This window comes from Streptomyces bauhiniae, assembly GCF_004784475.1.
Taxonomy (GTDB): Bacteria; Actinomycetota; Actinomycetes; order Streptomycetales; family Streptomycetaceae; genus Streptomyces; species Streptomyces seoulensis.
In genome coordinates this window covers 1034845-1051847 of record NZ_SRRT01000001.1, presented here as the reverse complement: position 1 = coordinate 1051847, position 17003 = coordinate 1034845, and the positions used below count along the sequence as shown (strand labels likewise).

The window sequence follows — 17003 nt, the reverse complement described above, 5'->3', positions numbered from 1 at the left end:
CGGCCCCGTCAGGACTGAAGGCAGGCGCTCAGTTGTCGCGCTTCTCCTTGATCTTCGCGGCCTTGCCGCGCAGCTCACGGAGGTAGTACAGCTTGGCGCGGCGCACGTCACCGCGGGTGACGAGCTCGATCTTCTCGACGATCGGGGTGTGCACCGGGAAGGTACGCTCCACGCCGACGGAGAAGGAGACCTTGCGGACCGTGAAGGTCTCGCGGACGCCCGCACCCTGGCGGCGGATCACGACGCCCTTGAACTGCTGCACACGCGAGCGGTTGCCCTCGATGACGCGGACGTGCACGTTGACGGTGTCACCCGGGCGGAAGGCCGGGACGTCGGTGCGCAGCGACGCGGAGTCGACGGTGTCGAGCAGGTGAGACATTTCGTCTGCTTTCTTCGCTGATGCCACAGGTCATCAACGGAACTAGATGTTCGAAGAGGTCTGCCGTGCGGGTCGGAACGGGCGTCGTGTCCCCCTGTGGCAGGGGCGCACGCCGGACGGACGCACAACAGCGGCCTATTGTTCCACGCCCTCGCTCCTGCGCCAAAATCGCCCGGACGAGTGGCCCTCCGGGTCCGGGGACCAGCCCAGGATGGAGAGCATCTCCCGGTCCTTCTTGTCGAGCGTCGCGGGGTCGCAGCGCTCGATCAGATCGGGCCGGTTGGCGGTGGTGCGGCGCATCGCCTCGTCCCGCCGCCAGCGCGCGATCTTGCCGTGGTGCCCGCTGAGCAGCACGTCCGGGATGCCGTGGCCCCGCCACTCGGGCGGCTTGGTGTAGACCGGCCCCTCCAAGAGGTTGGCCATGGCGCCGGGGGCGAAGGAGTCGTCCCGGTGCGACTCGGCGTTGCCGAGCACGCCGGGCAGCAGCCGGGCCACGGCCTCGGTGATCACCAGGACGGCCGCCTCGCCGCCGGCGAGGACGTAGTCCCCGATGGACACCTCGTAGACCGGCATCCGGGTCGCGTACTCGTCGATCACCCGGCGGTCGATGCCCTCGTACCGGGCCGGGGTGAAGACCAGCCAGGGGCGCTCCGACAGCTCGACGGCGAGTTCCTGGGTGAAGGGGCGGCCGCTGGGGGTCGGCACGATCAGGGCGGGGCTGTGCGCGCCCGACTCGTAGCCGTCGGCCAGCACGCCGTCCAGGGCGTCGCCCCAGGGCTCGGTCTTCATGACCATGCCGGGGCCGCCGCCGTAGGGGGTGTCGTCGACCGTGTTGTGCCGGTCGTAGGTCCAGGAGCGCAGGTCGTGGACGTTCACGTCGAGCCGGCCGCGCGCGCGGGCCTTGCCGACGAGGGAAACGTTCAGCGGTTCCAGGTACTCCGGGAAGATCGTGACGACGTCGAGCCTCATGCGCCCTCGTCCTCGTCGCGCGCGGAGGCGATCTCGGCGCGGTCGTCGATCAGCCCCGGCGGCGGCGTGATGACCGCCCGCTGCTCCTCCAGGTCGATCTCGCTGACGATCTCCTCCACGAACGGGATCAGCACCTCGCTGCCGTCCGGGCGCTCCACGATGAAGAGGTCCTGGGAGGGCAGGTGGGAGATCTCGGTGATCCGGCCCACCTCCGTGCCGTCCTCGGTGACCACGTCGAGGTCGATGAGCTGATGGTCGTAGTACTCGTCCTCGTCCTCCGGCATCTCCTCCGGATCGACGTCGGCGATCAGCAGCGTGTTGCGCAGCGCCTCGGCGCCGGTGCGGTCGGTGACCCCCTCGAAGCGCAGGAGGAGACGGCCGCTGTGCACGCGGCCGGTGGCGACGGTGAGCGGCCCGGTGGACGCCGGGTCGGTGGCCAGGACGGCGCCCGGTGCGAGCCGGGACTCCGGCTCGTCGGTCCGCACCTCGACGGTGACCTCACCCTTGATGCCATGAGCACGGCCGATCCGTGCGACTACCAACTGCACGAGTACAGATCTCCTGTCATACGACTGCGGGCCGGGGACGGCCCAGTGGCCCTCCCCGGCCCGAGCCGGTTGCTATGAAGCGTCAGCGGACGTGGTCCACGTCGACGAGGTCGACACGGACACCGCGGCCGCCGATGGCGCCCACGACGGTACGCAGAGCACGCGCGGTGCGGCCGTTGCGGCCGATCACCTTACCGAGGTCGTCGGGGTGCACCCGGACCTCCAGCACGCGCCCGCGGCGCAGGTCACGCGAGGCGACCTGCACATCGTCGGGGTTGTCGACGATGCCCTTCACGAGGTGCTCAAGCGCCTCTTCGAGCATGCTGCTCAGGCCTCGGTCGACTCGGCGGACTCAGCGGCCGCCTCGTCCTTCTTCTCAGCCTTCTTCTTCTGGGTGATGGCCTCACCCTTGTTGTCGTCGTCGGAGCCGAGGCCCTCGAACGACGGACGCTCGGCCTTCGGCGCGGCCACGAGCAGCGGCGCGGGGGCCGGCTCGCCCTTGAACTTCTGCCAGTCGCCGGTCTTCTTCAGAATGGCGAGCACCGGCTCGGTCGGCTGCGCACCGACACCCAGCCAGTAGGCGACGCGATCGGCGTCCACCTCCATGACCGACGGGTTGTAGGTCGGGTGGTACTTGCCGATCTCCTCGATGGCCCGGCCGTCACGGCGGGTACGGGAGTCGGCGACGACGATGCGGTAGTGAGGCGAACGGATCTTGCCCAGACGCTTCAGCTTGATCTTGACTGCCACGGGAGTGAGTTCTCCTGGAATTGACGTGTTGGGCACGGCGGAGTTGCCGCGTGGGGTTGCGGTACCCGAGTGCCCGATGGACGCGTCAGCCGGAGGAGAGAGGGGTCCTGTGCGACTGTCGAGTACAGCTAGCCATTGTGCCACACCCTGCGGGGCCTTCCGGGACGGGGCCGGCGATCTTGGGCATGCTTGCGGGACGCGGCCCGCAGGGGGGTGGAAACCGACCGTACGGCTGCCACGAGCAGCCGTCGCGTCAGCCGGCCGCCGCTACGGTTTCCGGGATGCGGAACGGTTTGCCGCAGCCGCCGCACATGATCGGCGCCTGCGCCAGGACCGAGGGGACCACCCGGACGTTGCGCCCGCAGTCGCAGACCGCCTTGACCCGGACCCCGCCCCCGGAGGAGCCGTGCCGGGCGGCCGGGCCCCGGAAGGTGCGGGTGGTGTCGGCGGAGGTGGCCACCGTGTGCGCCTTCAGCGCCCGCTGCAGCCGGTCGATGGTCGGACGGTAGCGCCGTTTGGCCTCGGGGTTGAGCGTGACCAGCGAGAAACCGCTGCTGGGATGCGGCTCCTCGGGGTGGTCCAGGCCCAGCTCCTCGGCGACGGCGAGGAAACGGCGGTTGTGGTAGCGGCCGGCGCGCGAGGTGTCGCGCACCCCGCGAGAGGCGGCGATGCCGTGCACCGCCTCGTGCAGCAGCCGCTCGAAGGAGAGCTCGTGCCCGCACGCGGACGACGACTCCCCGATCAGTGATTCCGGTGCGGCGAGGTCGGGCAGCTCGGGGTGGTACCGCTGAATGTCGGCCCACGCCTGCGCCAGCTCCGCGGCGAGAACAGGTGGTGTCTGTGTCGTGCTCACGTAATGACAACGAGCGGGGGTGCCGCTGTGTTCCTATTCCGGGGCATCTCAAATAATTTGCACCTACCCGTCAGTTGTCGCCGATGCGTCCTGACGAGGGCGGGTCCGCCGTTTCACGCAGAAGCCTCGCAGCTCCCCACAAGCCGGTGCGTAGCAAGACGTACGGCGGCCGGCGTCGGCGGGGCTACTGCCACCGCCGGAACCCGCACGTTACCGGGTACGCCCGAGCGCCGCCGAACCCGGTGGTGCGCGGCAGCGTTGCGGGGGCGTGAATTCGAGCCACACGCGCCAACCGGCGGCAAGCCGGGCCCCACACCCACTGGACGACACGGCGAGCCGGGAGTTACCTGGCATACGTGGAAAGTGCGCACGCACGGCACACGGGGGCCACACACCGGGCACAGCGACGGACAGCCGGCGGATTGGGGCGCTACCTATGACACCTACGCTCGTGCGGGAGCACCTGGCCCACGCGGGTTCCGCACCACCCCGCGTGAACCCCCGCAAACGCGCGCGCGACTGGGCGGAGATCCAGGAGCGGATGCTTCTCCCGCTCCACGAGACCGTCCACGAGCGCCTCGAAGTGGGACCGGGCACCCGCCTGCTGGGCCTGTCCTGCGGCTCCGGGCTCGCCCTGCTGCTGGCGGCCGCCAAGGGCGCGGCCGTCACCGGCGTCGACTCCCGCCCCGAACACCTCGCCCTCGCCCGCGAACGCCTGGACCCGGACGGCCCCCTGGACGCCCGGCTCGTCCAGGCGGACTCCCCCGCGGACGCGGCCGACGACGACACACCCCCGTACACCCTCGTGACCGCCTACGAGACGGTCGGCGCCCTCGACGACTCCGCCGGCCTCGGTGACACCCTCGCCGCCGCGCTGCCGCTGGCCGCGCGCGGGGCCGCCGTGGTGCTGGCCGGCTGGGGCCCGCCCGAGCGGTGCGCCACCTCCACCGTGCTCCGGGTCGCCGCCAAACTGGCCGAACCGCTGCGCGGCGCCCGCACCTGGCGCCCGGCCCGCCGCGACGACCTGGAGGAGGTCGCCCGGCGCGCGGGACTGAGGCCGGACGGCTCCGGCCGGGTGGCCTGCCCCTTCGGCTACGCCGACACCGACAGCGCGGTACGCGGGCTGGTGTCGACCGGACTGTTCGACGCGGCCGTCGCGGCGACCGACCGCAAACAGGTCGGCAAGGAGCTGACCGAGTCCCTGCACCCCTACCGGCGCCCGGACGGAACGGTCTGGATGCCGAACGTCTTCCGCTACCTGATCGCCCGCGTGCCCTAGGGCCTGCCCCGACGCGCGAAGGGCGCCCCCTCACGAAGAAGGGGCGCCCTCGGCACGTACGGCGGGACCTCAGCCCATGAACTTCTTGAACTCGTCGGGGAGTTCGAAGTCCTGGCCGCCCTGCTGGGGCAGACCGAGCGCGTTGCCGCCCTGCGCGGCGGCCTCGCGGCGCTGGGCCTCCTCCAGCTCCTGCTGCTTGCGCTTCATCGGGTTACCCGAACGCTGCTTGCCCTTGGCCTTCTTGGGCTGCTTCTTGGAGCGGCCGGGGCCGCCGCCCATGCCCGGCATCCCCGGCATGCCCGGCATCCCGCCGCCCTGGGCCATGCGGGACATCATCTTGCGCGCCTCGAAGAACCGCTCCACCAGGCCCTTCACCGCGCTGACCTCGACACCGGAACCCTTGGCGATACGGGCGCGGCGGGAGCCGTTGATGATGGTCGGGTCGGTGCGCTCGGCCGGGGTCATCGACTTGATGATGGCGGCCGTGCGGTCCACGTCCCGCTCGTCGATGTTGTTGATCTGGTCCTTGATCTGGCCCATGCCCGGGAGCATGCCGAGCAGCTTGCTGATGCTGCCCATCTTCCTGACCTGCTCCATCTGGGACAGGAAGTCGTCCAGGGTGAAGTCCTGGCCCTTCTTCGACGCCAGCTTCGAGGCCATCTTCTCGGCCTCTTCCTGACTGAACGTCTTTTCCGCCTGCTCGATCAGGGTGAGGAGGTCACCCATGTCGAGGATGCGGGAGGCCATCCGGTCGGGGTGGAACGCGTCGAACTCGTCCAGCTTCTCGCCGTTGGACGCGAACATGATCGGCTTGCCGGTGATCTGCCGGATCGACAGGGCGGCACCACCGCGGGCGTCACCGTCGAGCTTGGAGAGCACCACGCCGTCGAAGCCGACGCCGTCGCGGAACGCCTCGGCGGTGTTGACCGCGTCCTGGCCGATCATGGCGTCGACGACGAAGAGGATCTCGTCCGGGGAGACGGCGTCGCGGATGTCCGCGGCCTGCGCCATCATCTCCTGGTCGATGCCCAGGCGGCCGGCGGTGTCCACGATCACGATGTCGTGGACCTTGGCCTTGGCGAACTCGATGGAGTCCTTGGCGACCTTGACCGGGTCGCCGACGCCGTTGCCCGGCTCGGGGGCGTACACCGCGACACCGGCGCGCTCGGCGACGACGCTGAGCTGGTTGACGGCGTTGGGGCGCTGGAGGTCGCAGGCGACGAGCAGGGGCGAGTGGCCCTGCTCCTTCAGCCAGCGGCCGAGCTTGCCCGCGAGCGTGGTCTTACCGGCACCCTGCAGACCGGCCAGCATGATCACGGTCGGCGGCTGCTTGGCGAACCGCAGACGGCGCGTCTCACCGCCCAGGATGGTGACCAGCTCGTCGTTGACGATCTTGAGTACCTGCTGGGCCGGGTTCAGGGCCCGGGAGACCTCGGCGCCGAGCGAGCGCTCCTTCACGTTCTTGATGAAAGAGCGGACTACAGGGAGCGCGACGTCGGCCTCAAGGAGCGCGATGCGGATCTCGCGGGCCGTGGCGTCGACGTCCTCCTCGGACAACCGGCCCTTGCCGCGGAGATTTTTGAACGTCGCGCTGAGACGGTCGGAGAGAGTATCGAACACGGCGGCGTCGGTCCTCGAGGTCGGAGTCGTTTTGGGCTGCCCTCCAGGGTATCCGGCCGCGCAAGCGATTCGTCCCCGCCCGTCGCACCCGGCGGGCGGGGAGTTCCGGCACCTGTGCTCAGGCGCGCAGCGTCTCCTCCAGCACCCGGGCCGTCGCGGTCGCGTCCTCCGGTGGCAGAGGCGCCCCGGTGCCGCTGGTGACGTAGAAGGCGTCGACGGCGTTGGCGCCCAGGGTGCTGACGTGCATGCTGCGGACCCGTACCGCCGCCTTTTCCAGGGCCGTGCCGATGCGGAAGAGGAGGCCGGGGGCGTCCTGGGCGCGGACCTCGATGACCGTGGCGTGGCGGGAGGCGGCGGGGGCGACGGTGACGCGTGGTGGCGGGGCCGCGCGGCCCCGACGGCGGGGGTAGGCGGCGTCGCGTTCGGCGAGGCGGCCGGTGATGTCCAGGGAGCCGTCGAGGGCGCGGACGAGGTCGGCGCGGAGCCGGCTGGCCTGCGGGAGCGAGCCGTACTCGGCGGCGACGCGCCAGTCGAGCAGCAGGACGGAGCCGCCGTCGTCCACATCGTCGGGGAGCCGCAAGGTGCGCAGCCCGCCCGTGCGGACGGTGAGCCGGTGCAGGGCGAGGACCCCGGCGAGGGCGGGCAGGACGCCGGGCTGGTCGGGGACGGCGATGAGCAGCTCGACGCCGAGCGGCTCGCCGGTCTCCTCCGGGGGGCCGGGTTCGGCCTGGGCGCGCAGGGCGAGGACGGGGCCGCCGGTGCGGTGGGCCTCGATGGCGAGGCGTTCCTGTTCGGCGGTGGGCGCGGCGGGTTCGGGTTCGGTGTCCGGGTGTTCGCCGGCGAGCACGGCGGACACGCGGCGGACGAGGTCGGTGACCAGGGAGCCGCGCCAGGTGGACCAGGCGGCGGGGCCGGTGGCGAGGGCGTCGGCCTCGGTGAGGGCGTGCAGGAGTTCCAGCGTGCTCTCGCTGCCGACGGCGTCGGCGACGGCGCGGACGGTGGCGGGGTCGTCGAGGTCGCGGCGGGTGGCGGTCTCGACCAGCAGCAGATGGTGCCGGACGAGGGTGGCCAGGACGGTGACGTCGGCGCGGTCGAAGCCGAGCCGGGCGGCGACGTCCTTGGCGATGATCTCGCCGGCCACCGAGTGGTCGCCGGGCCAGCCCTTGCCGATGTCGTGCAGCAGGGCGGCGACGAGGAGCAGGTCGGGGCGGCTGACGCGGCGGGTGAGGGCGGAGGCGCGCACGGCGGTCTCGATGAGGTGCCGGTCGACGGTCCAGACGTGGACGGCGTTGCGCTGCGGGCGGCAGCGGACGCGTTCCCAGTCCGGGAGCAGGCGGGTGATCAGCCCCTCGGCCTCCAGTGCCTCCCATACGTCGACGGTGGGGCGTCCGGAGCCGAGCAGGGTGATGAGCTGCTCGCGGGCCTCGGCGGGCCAGGGGGTGGGCAGGGGGCGCGCGGTGGCGGCCATGCGCCGTACGGCGTGCGGGGAGAGCGGGAGGGCGGCCTGCGCGGCGGCGGCCGCGGCGCGCAGGGGCAGTACGGGGTCGCGTTCGGGGCGTGCGGTGCGGGCGAGGACGGCCTCGCCGTCCTGCTCGACGACGCCTTCGGCGAGGGGTGAGCGTTCGGCGACGGGCTTGCCGCCGCCCAGCATGGCGCGCAGCCGGGGCCGTACCGCGCGGGCGCGCAGGACGCGGTTGACCTCGCGCCAGGTGACGTCACCGGCGTATGAGATCACGCGGGCGGCCTCGTAGACCTGGCGGAGCAATGTGTCGGCGTCGAGGAGGCCGAGTTCGGCGGCGACCTGGTCCTGTTCCTGGAGGGCGAGGCGGTCGGTGGCGCGGCCGGTGACGAGGTGGAGGGCGTCGCGGGCGTCGAGGAGGCGGCGGCGGGCGTCGGCGAGGCCCTCGCGGGGCGCGTCGGCGAGCCAGGAGGCGGCGACGGCTTGGAGGGCGGTGGCGTCGCGGAGTCCGCCGCGGGCTTCCTTGAGGTCGGGTTCGAGGAGGAAGCGGAGTTCGCCGTGGCGTTCGGCGCGTTCGGCGCAGAGTTCCTGGAGTTCGGGGAGGCGTTTGGGGGCCTGGTTGCGCCAGTCGGCGAGGATCGCGGTGCGCAGTCCGGCGGTGAGGCCGAGGTCGCCCACGAGGTGGCGGGCGTCGAGCAGGCCGAGCTGGACCTTGAGGTCCTCGCCCGCGGTCTTCCGGGCTTCGGCGGGAGTGCGGACGGAGTGGTCGAGGCTGATGCCGAGGTCCCAGACGGGGTACCAGAGCCGGTCGGCGAGGGCGGCGACGGCGGCGGGGTCGCTGCCGTCGTGCAGGAGCAGCAGGTCGAGGTCGCTGCGGGGGGAGAGTTCGCCGCGTCCGTAGCCGCCGACGGCGACCAGGGAGATGCCCTTGGCGGCGGGGGCGGCGGCGGTGAAGAGGCCGGTCAGCCAGTCGTCGGTGAGTCCGGCGAGGGCGGTACGGCGCGGCGGCCCGGACCGCGCCCCCTCGTTGAGGAGGTGCAGCCGGGCCGCCGCGTAGCCGCTGGGTCCCGTGTCGTCGGCTTCTTTACGGTCGTCCGTGCGCGTCACCCAGCGACTCCTGTCTTCGTTCGTGCTCAGAGCGCGTCCGGGCCGCGCTCGCCGGTGCGGACGCGGACGGCGGTCTCGACGGGCAGGGACCAGACCTTGCCGTCCCCGATCTTGCCGGTGCGGGCGGCCTTGACGATGACGTCGATGAGCTGCTCGGCGTCCTCGTCCTCGGCCAGCACCTCGATGCGGATCTTGGGGACGAGGTCGACGGTGTACTCGGCGCCCCGGTAGACCTCGGTGTGCCCGCGCTGGCGGCCGTAGCCGCTGGCCTCGGTGACGGTGAGTCCGTGGACACCGAACGCCTGGAGGGCTTCCTTGATCTCGTCGAGCCGGTGCGGCTTGACGACCGCCGTGATGAGCCTCATGCGTCCACCTTCTTGATCTTCGAGGCGGCGAGCGCCTGGGCCGTGGAGCCGCCGACGACTCCGCCGCCGGTGCCGCTGAAGTCGTACGCGGTCTCGGCGTGCTGGGACTGGTCGATGCCGGAGACCTCCTCGTCCTCGGGGACCCGCATGCCGAGGGTCTTGTCGATGAGGAAGGCGAGGACGGCGGAGGCCAGCAGGGAGTAGGCGAGGACGGCGAAGACGCCGGCGCACTGCTTCCAGAGCTGGTCGAAGGTGTGGTCGCCGTAGAAGACGCCGGCCGCGTCGGACTGGCCCTTGCCGGTGGCGAAGAAGCCGATGAGCAGGGAGCCGACGATGCCGCCGACCAGGTGGACGCCGACGACGTCGAGGGAGTCGTCGTAGCCGAACTTGAACTTCAGGCCGACGGCGGCGGCGCAGGCGACTCCGGCGATGACGCCGACGGCGATCGCGCCGAGCGGGGAGACGGCGCCGCCGGACGGGGTGATGGCGACGAGTCCGGCGACGGCGCCGGAGGCCGCGCCGAGGGTGGTGCAGGCGCCGTGGCGGATCTTCTCGTAGGCGAGCCAGGCCAGCATGGCGGCGGCGGTGGCGACCTGGGTGTTGACGAACATCAGGGCGCCCACGCCGTCGTCGTTGCCCAGCCACGAGCCGGCGTTGAAGCCGAACCAGCCGAACCACAGCAGACCGGCGCCGAGCATGACCAGCGGCAGGCTGTGCGGGCGCATCGGGTCCTTCTTGAAGCCGACGCGCTTGCCGATGACCAGGATGACGCCGAGGGCAGCGGCACCGGCGTTGATGTGGACGGCGGTGCCGCCCGCGAAGTCGATCACGCCGAGCTTGAAGGCCCAGCCGTCGGAGGCCCAGACCCAGTGGGCGACCGGGATGTAGACGACCGTGGCCCACAGGGCGACGAACAGGGCCCAGGCCGAGAACTTGACCCGGTCGGCGAGGGCTCCGCTGATCAGGGCGGGGGTGATGATGGCGAACATCATCTGGAAGACCATGAAGACGAACACCGGGATGGTGTAGCCCGGCCAGAGTTCCGTCAGCCCGATGTTGCTCAGTCCGAGCCAGTCGGCGTTCCAGCCGATGAAGGCGGACCCGGAGCCGAAGGCCAGGGAGAAGCCGTAGAGCACCCAGAGGAGGGTGACGATGCCGATGCTGATGAAGCTCATCATCAGCATGTTGAGGGTGCTCTTGACGCGGACCATGCCTCCGTAGAAGAAGGCCAAGCCCGGTGTCATGAGCAGCACCAGGGCGGAACAGATCAGCATGAAGCCTGTGTTCGCGGCGGACAGTTTGGGTGCCTCCGCGGCAAGCGTGATGGCTGCTGCCATCGGCGTCTCCTCATCGGTTGTACGGCCCCGTGCGGGCGGTGCCTGAGCGGTCCGGTCAAGTGAGGGGTGGGCCGGTTATGCGCCAGAGACTGACGCAGCGCGGTTTCGACCGGGGCGCCCGCCTGTTTCGCGGGGGTGACGAAGGCACCTGGCGTGTTACGCCTCCATGAACTGCCCGCTGCCGCGCACACCGGTCGTTATCGTGGCGCAACCGGCGCCGGGCTCGCCGTAGCGACAGGCGGGTGGGGGCATACGTGAACCGGCCGCGTCCGGCCTCTCGATGACCTGGCATGGGGGAGCCGAGTCGGGCAGTTCGGGAGGACCGGCCGCGGCCGGGGCATGGGGTGGCGCGGGCCGATCAGCCCGACTCGGCGCTCTCCGGAAGGTCGACGGCGAGCTGTTCGGTGAGGTCGACGACGGCGGAGAGGTCCCCGAAGTCCCGCACGGCCGCGCCGACCGTCTTGCGGATACGGGTGTTGACCCGTTCCGAGCGGACCTTGCGGGCGGTCTCCATGGCGCGGGAGGCGTAGGCGCTGCCCCGCTCGGGTTCGCGCTGGAGGAGGTGCACGGTGGCCATGCCGATCAGGTTGAGCGCGTAGGACCGCTGGTGTTCGCCGTCCTTGGCGAACAGGTCGACGGCGCGCTCCATCAGCGGCTCGGCGAGCGAGGCGTAGGTGGGGCTGCGGCCGGCGACATAGGCGAGGTCGCGGAAGGAGTGCGAGTTCTCGCCGTGCAGTTCGGCCTCGGAGAAGAACCTGATCCAGTCGGGGTCCGGGTCGTCCCAGTCGTCGGCGTCGGCGAAGGTGTCCTCGGCCATGCGGACGGCGCGCTTGCACTTGCCGGGCTGGCCCATGTTGGCGTAGGCGCGGGCCTCCATCGCATACAGCATGGACTGGGTGCGCGGACTGGCGCAGTCCCGGCTGCCGTACTGGGCGAGGTGGATGAGTTCGAGGGCGTCGTCCGGGCGGCCGAGGTGGATCATCTGGCGGCTCATGCTGGACAGCACGTACGACCCGAGGGGCTTGTCCCCGGCCTCCTTGGCCGCGTGCAGCGCGAGCACGAAGTACTTCTGCGCGGTGGGCTGGAGTCCCACGTCGTACGACATCCAGCCGGCGAGTTCGGCGAGTTCGGCGGCGACCTTGAAGAGCTTGCGGGTGGTGGCCTCGGGCTGGGGTTCCTGGAGGAGGTCGGTGACCTCGTGCAGTTGCCCGACGACCGCCTTGCGGCGCAGGCCGCCGCCGCACTGGGCGTCCCACTGGCGGAACATCTTGGTGGTGGACTCCAGCAGCTCCAGCTCGGGGCGGGAGAGCCGGCCGGGCCTGCGGGGTTCGTGCAGCGGGTCGGGCTCGGGCGGGGCCGGCGAGGCGGGGGTGGGGACCAGCCAGCGCTGCATGGGCTCGATGAGCGCGGGGCCCGCCGAGAGGCCGAGGGAGGTGCCGAGGAAGCCGCGCCGGGCGAGCATCAGGTCGCTGCGGGAGAACTCGCTGAGCAGGGCGACGGTCTGCGGGCCGGTCCAGGGCAGGTCGACGCCGGACGCGGAGGGCGACTGGCGGGCGACGCGCAGGCCGAGATCCTCGATGGAGACGACGCAGCCGAAGCGCTCGGAGAACAGCTCGGAGAGGATGCGCGGGATCGGTTCGCGCGGGTTCTCGCCGTCCAGCCAGCGGCGGACGCGCGAGGTGTCGGTGGAGATGTGGTTGGCGCCGAGCTGCCGGGCCCGGCGGTTCACCTGGCGGGCCAGCTCCCCCTTGGACCAGCCGCTGCGCACGAACCACGAGCCGAGCAGGTCGTTGGGGCGCTTGTCAGCGTTCGTCCCGCCACCGCCGTTGCCGCCCACTGGAACGCCCCCATTCCCTGAAATCCACCTGTCGCCGGATGCGCCAAGCCCTATCAGAATGCCGGTGGACCGGGCCGCCCGTCCGCTGGTTCTCACCCTTCGAACGAGCTGACGGCTTGCCTCCGGCATACCCATGACTGCATGTGCCCCCGGGACTCGCACACTCACAGTAATCCCACGATCACCCTTCCAGCCACGGCGATCCTTGAAACGCCACCATTCGCCACCCCTTCGAATGAACTCACGATGACCGCCGCGCGCTTCACTTGACACCGGACGACCGACAGTGGGCGGAGGGAAGCGCGTGGGGGCGCGCGAAGCCCCGTTCACCACCGTTCGTGCCGCGATGCGCCGCCTTGTCCCGGTAGAGGTGAGGGAAAGCGGGAGTCGAGGAGTCACGTTCCGCATCCCTCTCGCTCCGTTTCGTAACCACCGGCGCGCTGGACCCGTTGGAGGGGGCATGGGCTTCACGATCGGCGGCATCCGGGAGATCCGCTCCGGCACGCGTCGGCGCGGCCGCACGCCGGAATGCACCACGGCCGCCGAGTTCACCGGCCTGTGGGGCTGGGACGTGGTGCCGGGGGCGCGTGCCTCGGGCGGCGCCTGCTCCTGCGGGCGCGCCGACTGCCCGGAACCGGGCGCGCATCCGCTGGACTTCGCGCCCCGGGTGCCGGCCGGGGCCACGCTGGACGAGGCGAGCCGGGCGTGGGCCGAGGTACCGGGCGCCTCGGTGATGCTGCCGGTGGGCCGGGCGTTCGACGTGATCGAGGTGGCGGAGGCCGCAGGACGCCGGGCGCTGGTGCGGCTGGAGCGGATGGGGCTGCCCCTCGGTCCGGTCGCCGCGACCCCGGAGGGCCGCGCGCACTTCCTGGTCGCCCCCGGCACCGCCGCCGAGCTGCCCCACCTGCTGTACCGCATGGGCTGGGACGACCCCGGGGCGCTGGACCTGCGCGGCCTCGGTCCGGGTACGTACATCACCGCCCCGCCCTCGGACCGGGGCGGCCTCGGCCCGGTGCGCTGGCTCCGGCCGCCGGTGCTGGACGGGGCGGCGCGTCCGCCGGCGGCCCGGCTGCTGCTGGGCACGCTGGCCTATGTGGCGCACCGCTCGGCCGCCCCGGCGTAGCGCGGCGCACTCCTCGTACGGCGAAGCGCCCGTCCCCCGGTTCTGCTGGGGGCGGGCGCTTCGGCGTGGTCGCGGGCGGGGTGACGGGGGTCAGTCACCGAGGAGCGCGTCGACGAACGCCTCCGGGTCGAACGGCGCCAGGTCGTCGGGGCCCTCACCGAGGCCGATGAGCTTGACCGGGACGCCCAGCTCGTTCTGCACGGCGATGACGATGCCGCCCTTGGCGGTGCCGTCGAGCTTGGTGAGCACGATGCCGGTGATGTCCACGACCTCGGAGAAGACGCGGGCCTGCACCAGGCCGTTCTGGCCGGTGGTGGCGTCGAGGACGAGCAGCACCTCGTCCAGCGGGGCGTGCTTCTCCACGACGCGCTTGACCTTGCCCAGCTCGTCCATGAGGCCGGTCTTGGTGTGCAGACGGCCGGCGGTGTCGATGAGCACCACGTCGACGCCCATCTCCTTGCCCTCCTTCACCGAGTCGAAGGCGACGGAGGCGGGGTCGCCGGCCTCCGGGCCGCGCACGGTGTAGGCGCCGACGCGCTCGCCCCAGGTCTGGAGCTGGTCGGCGGCGGCCGCGCGGAAGGTGTCGGCGGCGCCGAGGACGACGGTGCGGCCGTCGGCGACCAGGACGCGGGCGAGCTTGCCGGTGGTGGTCGTCTTGCCGGTGCCGTTGACGCCGACGACCATCACGATGCCGGGCTTGCGGCTCTCCGGCTCGGTCTTGACCTCGCGGTCCATGTCGGTGCCGACGAGCTTCAGCAGCTCCTCTCGGAGCAGGCCGCGCAGTTCCTCGGGGGTGCGGGTGCCGAGCACCTTGACGCGCTCGCGCAGCCGCTCGACCAGTTCCTGGGTGGGCTGGACGCCGACGTCGGCGGTGAGGAGGGTGTCCTCGATCTCCTCCCAGGTGTCCTCGTCGAGGTGCTCGCGCGACAGCAGCGTGAGCAGGCCCTTGCCGAGGGCGTTCTGGGAGCGGGAGAGGCGGGTGCGGAGCCGGATGAGACGTCCGGCGCTGGGCTCCGGGATCTCGATCTCGGGAGCCTTCTCGGCGGCGGGGGGCTCCTCGACGGTGGTGGGGGCGCCGCCGCCCGGCAGGTCCACCTCCTCGATGGTCCGGCGTTGTTCGTCGCGCGGGGTCTCGGCCTCGTCACCGACGTGCGGTTCGGCCGGGGGCGCGGTCAGGTCGGTCTTGGAAGGAGGGGAGGGCGGGGGCGGGGGCAGCGGCTTCTTGAGCCTGCTGGTGATGAGGAGCCCGCCGAGCGCGCCGAGCACGACCACGGCGATGACTACAGCAAGGATGATGGTTTCCATAACCCGACCAGTATCGGCCATGGGGTATCCGACGAAAGGGCTTCCGCGCTCCTGGCATTTCCTCCAGGAGACAAATGCCACAGGGGTAGTGGAGTCGGATTAAACTACGATGACTCTTGGCTCCGCTCCGCGCGTCGAGCCCGTCGTCCTCGTCCCCCACCGCTAGGACACTCCCCCTCCATGAGCAAGACGGCCGCGCGCGAGGGCGCGCTGGAAACCCGTGGCATCGAGCCGGTCCCCGATCACGAACGTACCGCGCGCACTCGCGGGCTCTTCCCCACCTGGGTGGGGGCCAACATCAGCGTGCTGCTGCTCACGATGGGCGCGAGCCTGGTCGTGGCGTACCACTTGAACTTCTGGCAGGCCCTCGTGGTCGCGGCCGTCGCACCCGTCGTCTCCTACGGCCTGGTCGGGCTGATCGGGATCGCCGGCAAGCGGGGTGCCGCGCCGGGGATGGCGCTGTCGCGGGCGGTCTTCGGCCAGCGCGGCAATCTGCTGCCCGGTTCGCTGATCTGGGTCGCGCGCTGGGGCTGGGAGACGATCAACGCGGTGACCGGCGCGTACGCGCTGCTCACCATCCTGGACCTCGCGCTCGGCATCAAGGCCAACGGTGTGCTGGACATGGTCACGCTGCTGCTGTTCGTGATCGCCACGTTCGTGATCTCCGGGCTGGGGATCAACGCGGTGCAGAAGTGCAGCAAGTACGCGACGTATCTCTTCGGTGTCTTCTCGGTGCTGGTGCTGGCGTATCTCGCCGTGCACACCGACTGGGCACGGGTCATGCACGGCGGCGCGGGGTCGACGGCCTCGCTGATCACGGCAGTCGGCATGATCGCCGCGGGCGGGGTGAGCTGGATTCCGTCCGCGCCGGACTTCACCCGCTATCTGCCGCGTACGGCGTCCTCGCGGGCGATCGTGGGGCAGACCGTCGGCGGTGCGGGCATCGTGGTACTGCCGCTGGTCCTCATGGGCGCGGTGATGGCGGTGGGCACCCCCGACCTGGCCTCGGCGTCCGACCCGGTGTCCTTCCTCGGCACGATCCTGCCGCTGTGGATCGCGGTGCCGTATCTGCTGATCGCGGTGGTCGGCATGCTGCTGATCAACTCGATGTCGATGTACTCGGCCGGCTTCACCGCGCAGACCCTCGGCTTCCGGATTCCGCGCCACTGGGCGGTCTCCGTCAACGCGGTGATCTCGCTGGCGCTGGGCGGGGTGCTGATGCTGGTGGCGTCCAGCTTCATGGGCTCCTTCATCGCCTTCCTCTCCATGCTCGCGGTCGCCTTCTCCGCCTGGACCGGCGTCTTCGGCGCGGACATGCTCCGCCGCAAGGAGTACGACGCCCGCGCCCTCGCCGACACGACCCGTACCAGCGCCTACTGGTACCGCGCGGGCTTCTCCCCCGCCGCGGTGTCCTCCTGGGCCATCGGCCTCGTCTCCGGCCTCCTCTTCACCACGTCGGACTGGTTCACCGGCCCCCTCGCCAGGAACAACCCCATCGGCGAGTACGGCTTGGGCTGGATCGCGGCGATCGTCATCTCGGCGGCGCTGTACCTGACCCTCCCGAAGCCCCGAGTCACTCCCCCGACCCCCGCCCCGGCTCCGGCTCCGGCCGAGGACCCGATCCCGGCCACGGTCTGACCCCACCCCTCGAAGGCCCCCTCTGCTGAGGGGGCCTTCGGCGTGCCTGGCTCCGGCGGCCGCCGGGCCTGACGGGTGGCACTCCCGGAAGTTCGTCAGCGGGAGTCTCGACCAGCTCGCTCTTGGGGCTGGGTGCCGGCATGTCGAGCCCGGCGCGCAGCGCGCGCACCCTGAGCATCCTCACTTGCAGCCGCGTCGGCCGCCCCGGCGCCGCCCGCACGCCTGGCCCGAGCCCCCTGCCAAAGGGGCAACCCCACCACTGGGCCCACCCCAACACCGTCCCGCACCCCCGACCTCCAACTGGCCCCAGCCCACACTCCGGGCGTCGGCTCCTCATCCGCGCGCCGGCTCACACCCTCCCGTCACACACCCCCCAGGCACTCAATCGAGCACCAGCCCCCACTCCGGCCGCCGCAACCCCCGCCCCCCATAAA

At 71.6% G+C, this 17003-nt stretch carries 15 protein-coding genes; 3 read left to right on the top strand and 12 right to left on the bottom strand.

Annotated elements, in window-relative coordinates; genetic code table 11:
* Positions 1 to 28: 28 nt before the first annotated feature.
* The 6 genes from rplS to E5083_RS04930 all read right to left on the bottom strand — a co-directional run bounded on the left by rplS (position 29) and on the right by E5083_RS04930 (position 3499).
* Positions 29 to 379: a 50S ribosomal protein L19 gene (gene rplS, locus E5083_RS04955; protein WP_007493339.1), complete on the bottom strand. Its 351-nt coding sequence runs from the start codon at positions 377 to 379 to the stop codon at positions 29 to 31.
* Positions 380 to 514: 135 nt separating this feature from the next.
* Positions 515 to 1348 (bottom strand): tRNA (guanosine(37)-N1)-methyltransferase TrmD, encoded by an 834-nt coding sequence (trmD, locus tag E5083_RS04950; protein ID WP_135784304.1) that lies wholly within the window; start codon positions 1346 to 1348, stop codon positions 515 to 517.
* Positions 1345 to 1896 (bottom strand): ribosome maturation factor RimM, encoded by a 552-nt coding sequence (gene rimM / locus E5083_RS04945; RefSeq protein ID WP_135784303.1) that lies wholly within the window; start codon positions 1894 to 1896, stop codon positions 1345 to 1347. Before rimM ends, trmD begins: the two co-directional genes overlap by 4 nt.
* 82 nt (positions 1897 to 1978) lie before the next feature.
* The gene (locus E5083_RS04940) at positions 1979 to 2218 is read right to left on the bottom strand and encodes an RNA-binding protein (RefSeq protein ID WP_005479813.1); all 240 of its coding nucleotides are present in this window, start codon (positions 2216 to 2218) and stop codon (positions 1979 to 1981) included.
* 5 nt (positions 2219 to 2223) lie between these two features.
* The gene (gene rpsP, locus E5083_RS04935; RefSeq protein WP_031183689.1) at positions 2224 to 2646 is read right to left on the bottom strand and encodes a 30S ribosomal protein S16; all 423 of its coding nucleotides are present in this window, start codon (positions 2644 to 2646) and stop codon (positions 2224 to 2226) included.
* A 253-nt stretch (positions 2647 to 2899) separates the two neighbouring features.
* The gene (locus tag E5083_RS04930) at positions 2900 to 3499 is read right to left on the bottom strand and encodes a hypothetical protein (protein WP_135784302.1); all 600 of its coding nucleotides are present in this window, start codon (positions 3497 to 3499) and stop codon (positions 2900 to 2902) included.
* Positions 3500 to 3935: 436 nt separating this feature from the next.
* On the opposite strand from E5083_RS04930, the gene E5083_RS04925 reads away from it, so the two are divergent.
* Positions 3936 to 4778, top strand: a complete 843-nt coding sequence (locus E5083_RS04925) for a methyltransferase domain-containing protein (RefSeq protein ID WP_135784301.1) — start codon at positions 3936 to 3938, stop codon at positions 4776 to 4778.
* Positions 4779 to 4847: 69 nt separating this feature from the next.
* Here E5083_RS04925 and ffh read toward each other — a convergent pair whose 3' ends face one another.
* The 5 genes from ffh to nsdA all read right to left on the bottom strand — a co-directional run bounded on the left by ffh (position 4848) and on the right by nsdA (position 12503).
* Positions 4848 to 6398, bottom strand: a complete 1551-nt coding sequence (ffh, locus tag E5083_RS04920) for a signal recognition particle protein (RefSeq protein ID WP_135784300.1) — start codon at positions 6396 to 6398, stop codon at positions 4848 to 4850.
* A 118-nt stretch (positions 6399 to 6516) separates the two neighbouring features.
* Positions 6517 to 8964: a [protein-PII] uridylyltransferase gene (locus E5083_RS04915; protein WP_135784299.1), complete on the bottom strand. Its 2448-nt coding sequence runs from the start codon at positions 8962 to 8964 to the stop codon at positions 6517 to 6519.
* Between the two features lie 26 nt (positions 8965 to 8990).
* Positions 8991 to 9329 carry a P-II family nitrogen regulator gene (locus tag E5083_RS04910; RefSeq protein WP_031181810.1) on the bottom strand — a complete coding sequence of 113 codons (339 nt, stop codon included), beginning with the start codon at positions 9327 to 9329 and terminating at the stop codon, positions 8991 to 8993.
* Positions 9326 to 10666 (bottom strand): ammonium transporter, encoded by a 1341-nt coding sequence (locus E5083_RS04905; RefSeq protein ID WP_135784298.1) that lies wholly within the window; start codon positions 10664 to 10666, stop codon positions 9326 to 9328. The genes E5083_RS04910 and E5083_RS04905 overlap by 4 nt, the downstream gene beginning before the upstream one ends.
* 358 nt (positions 10667 to 11024) lie before the next feature.
* On the bottom strand, positions 11025 to 12503 hold the full coding sequence (gene nsdA / locus E5083_RS04900; RefSeq protein WP_135784297.1) for a transcriptional repressor NsdA: 1479 nt from the start codon (positions 12501 to 12503) through the stop codon (positions 11025 to 11027).
* A gap of 460 nt (positions 12504 to 12963) precedes the next feature.
* Between nsdA and E5083_RS04895 the strand changes: the two genes are divergently transcribed.
* Complete coding sequence (locus E5083_RS04895) at positions 12964 to 13626, top strand: bifunctional DNA primase/polymerase (protein WP_135784296.1); 663 nt, start codon at positions 12964 to 12966, stop codon at positions 13624 to 13626.
* A gap of 90 nt (positions 13627 to 13716) precedes the next feature.
* Here E5083_RS04895 and ftsY read toward each other — a convergent pair whose 3' ends face one another.
* A complete protein-coding gene (gene ftsY / locus E5083_RS04890) occupies positions 13717 to 14931 on the bottom strand; it encodes a signal recognition particle-docking protein FtsY (protein WP_135784295.1) in 1215 nt (404 codons plus the stop codon).
* A gap of 180 nt (positions 14932 to 15111) precedes the next feature.
* On the opposite strand from ftsY, the gene E5083_RS04885 reads away from it, so the two are divergent.
* The gene (locus E5083_RS04885) at positions 15112 to 16569 is read left to right on the top strand and encodes a cytosine permease (RefSeq protein ID WP_135784294.1); all 1458 of its coding nucleotides are present in this window, start codon (positions 15112 to 15114) and stop codon (positions 16567 to 16569) included.
* The last annotated feature ends 434 nt before the right edge of the window (positions 16570 to 17003 follow it).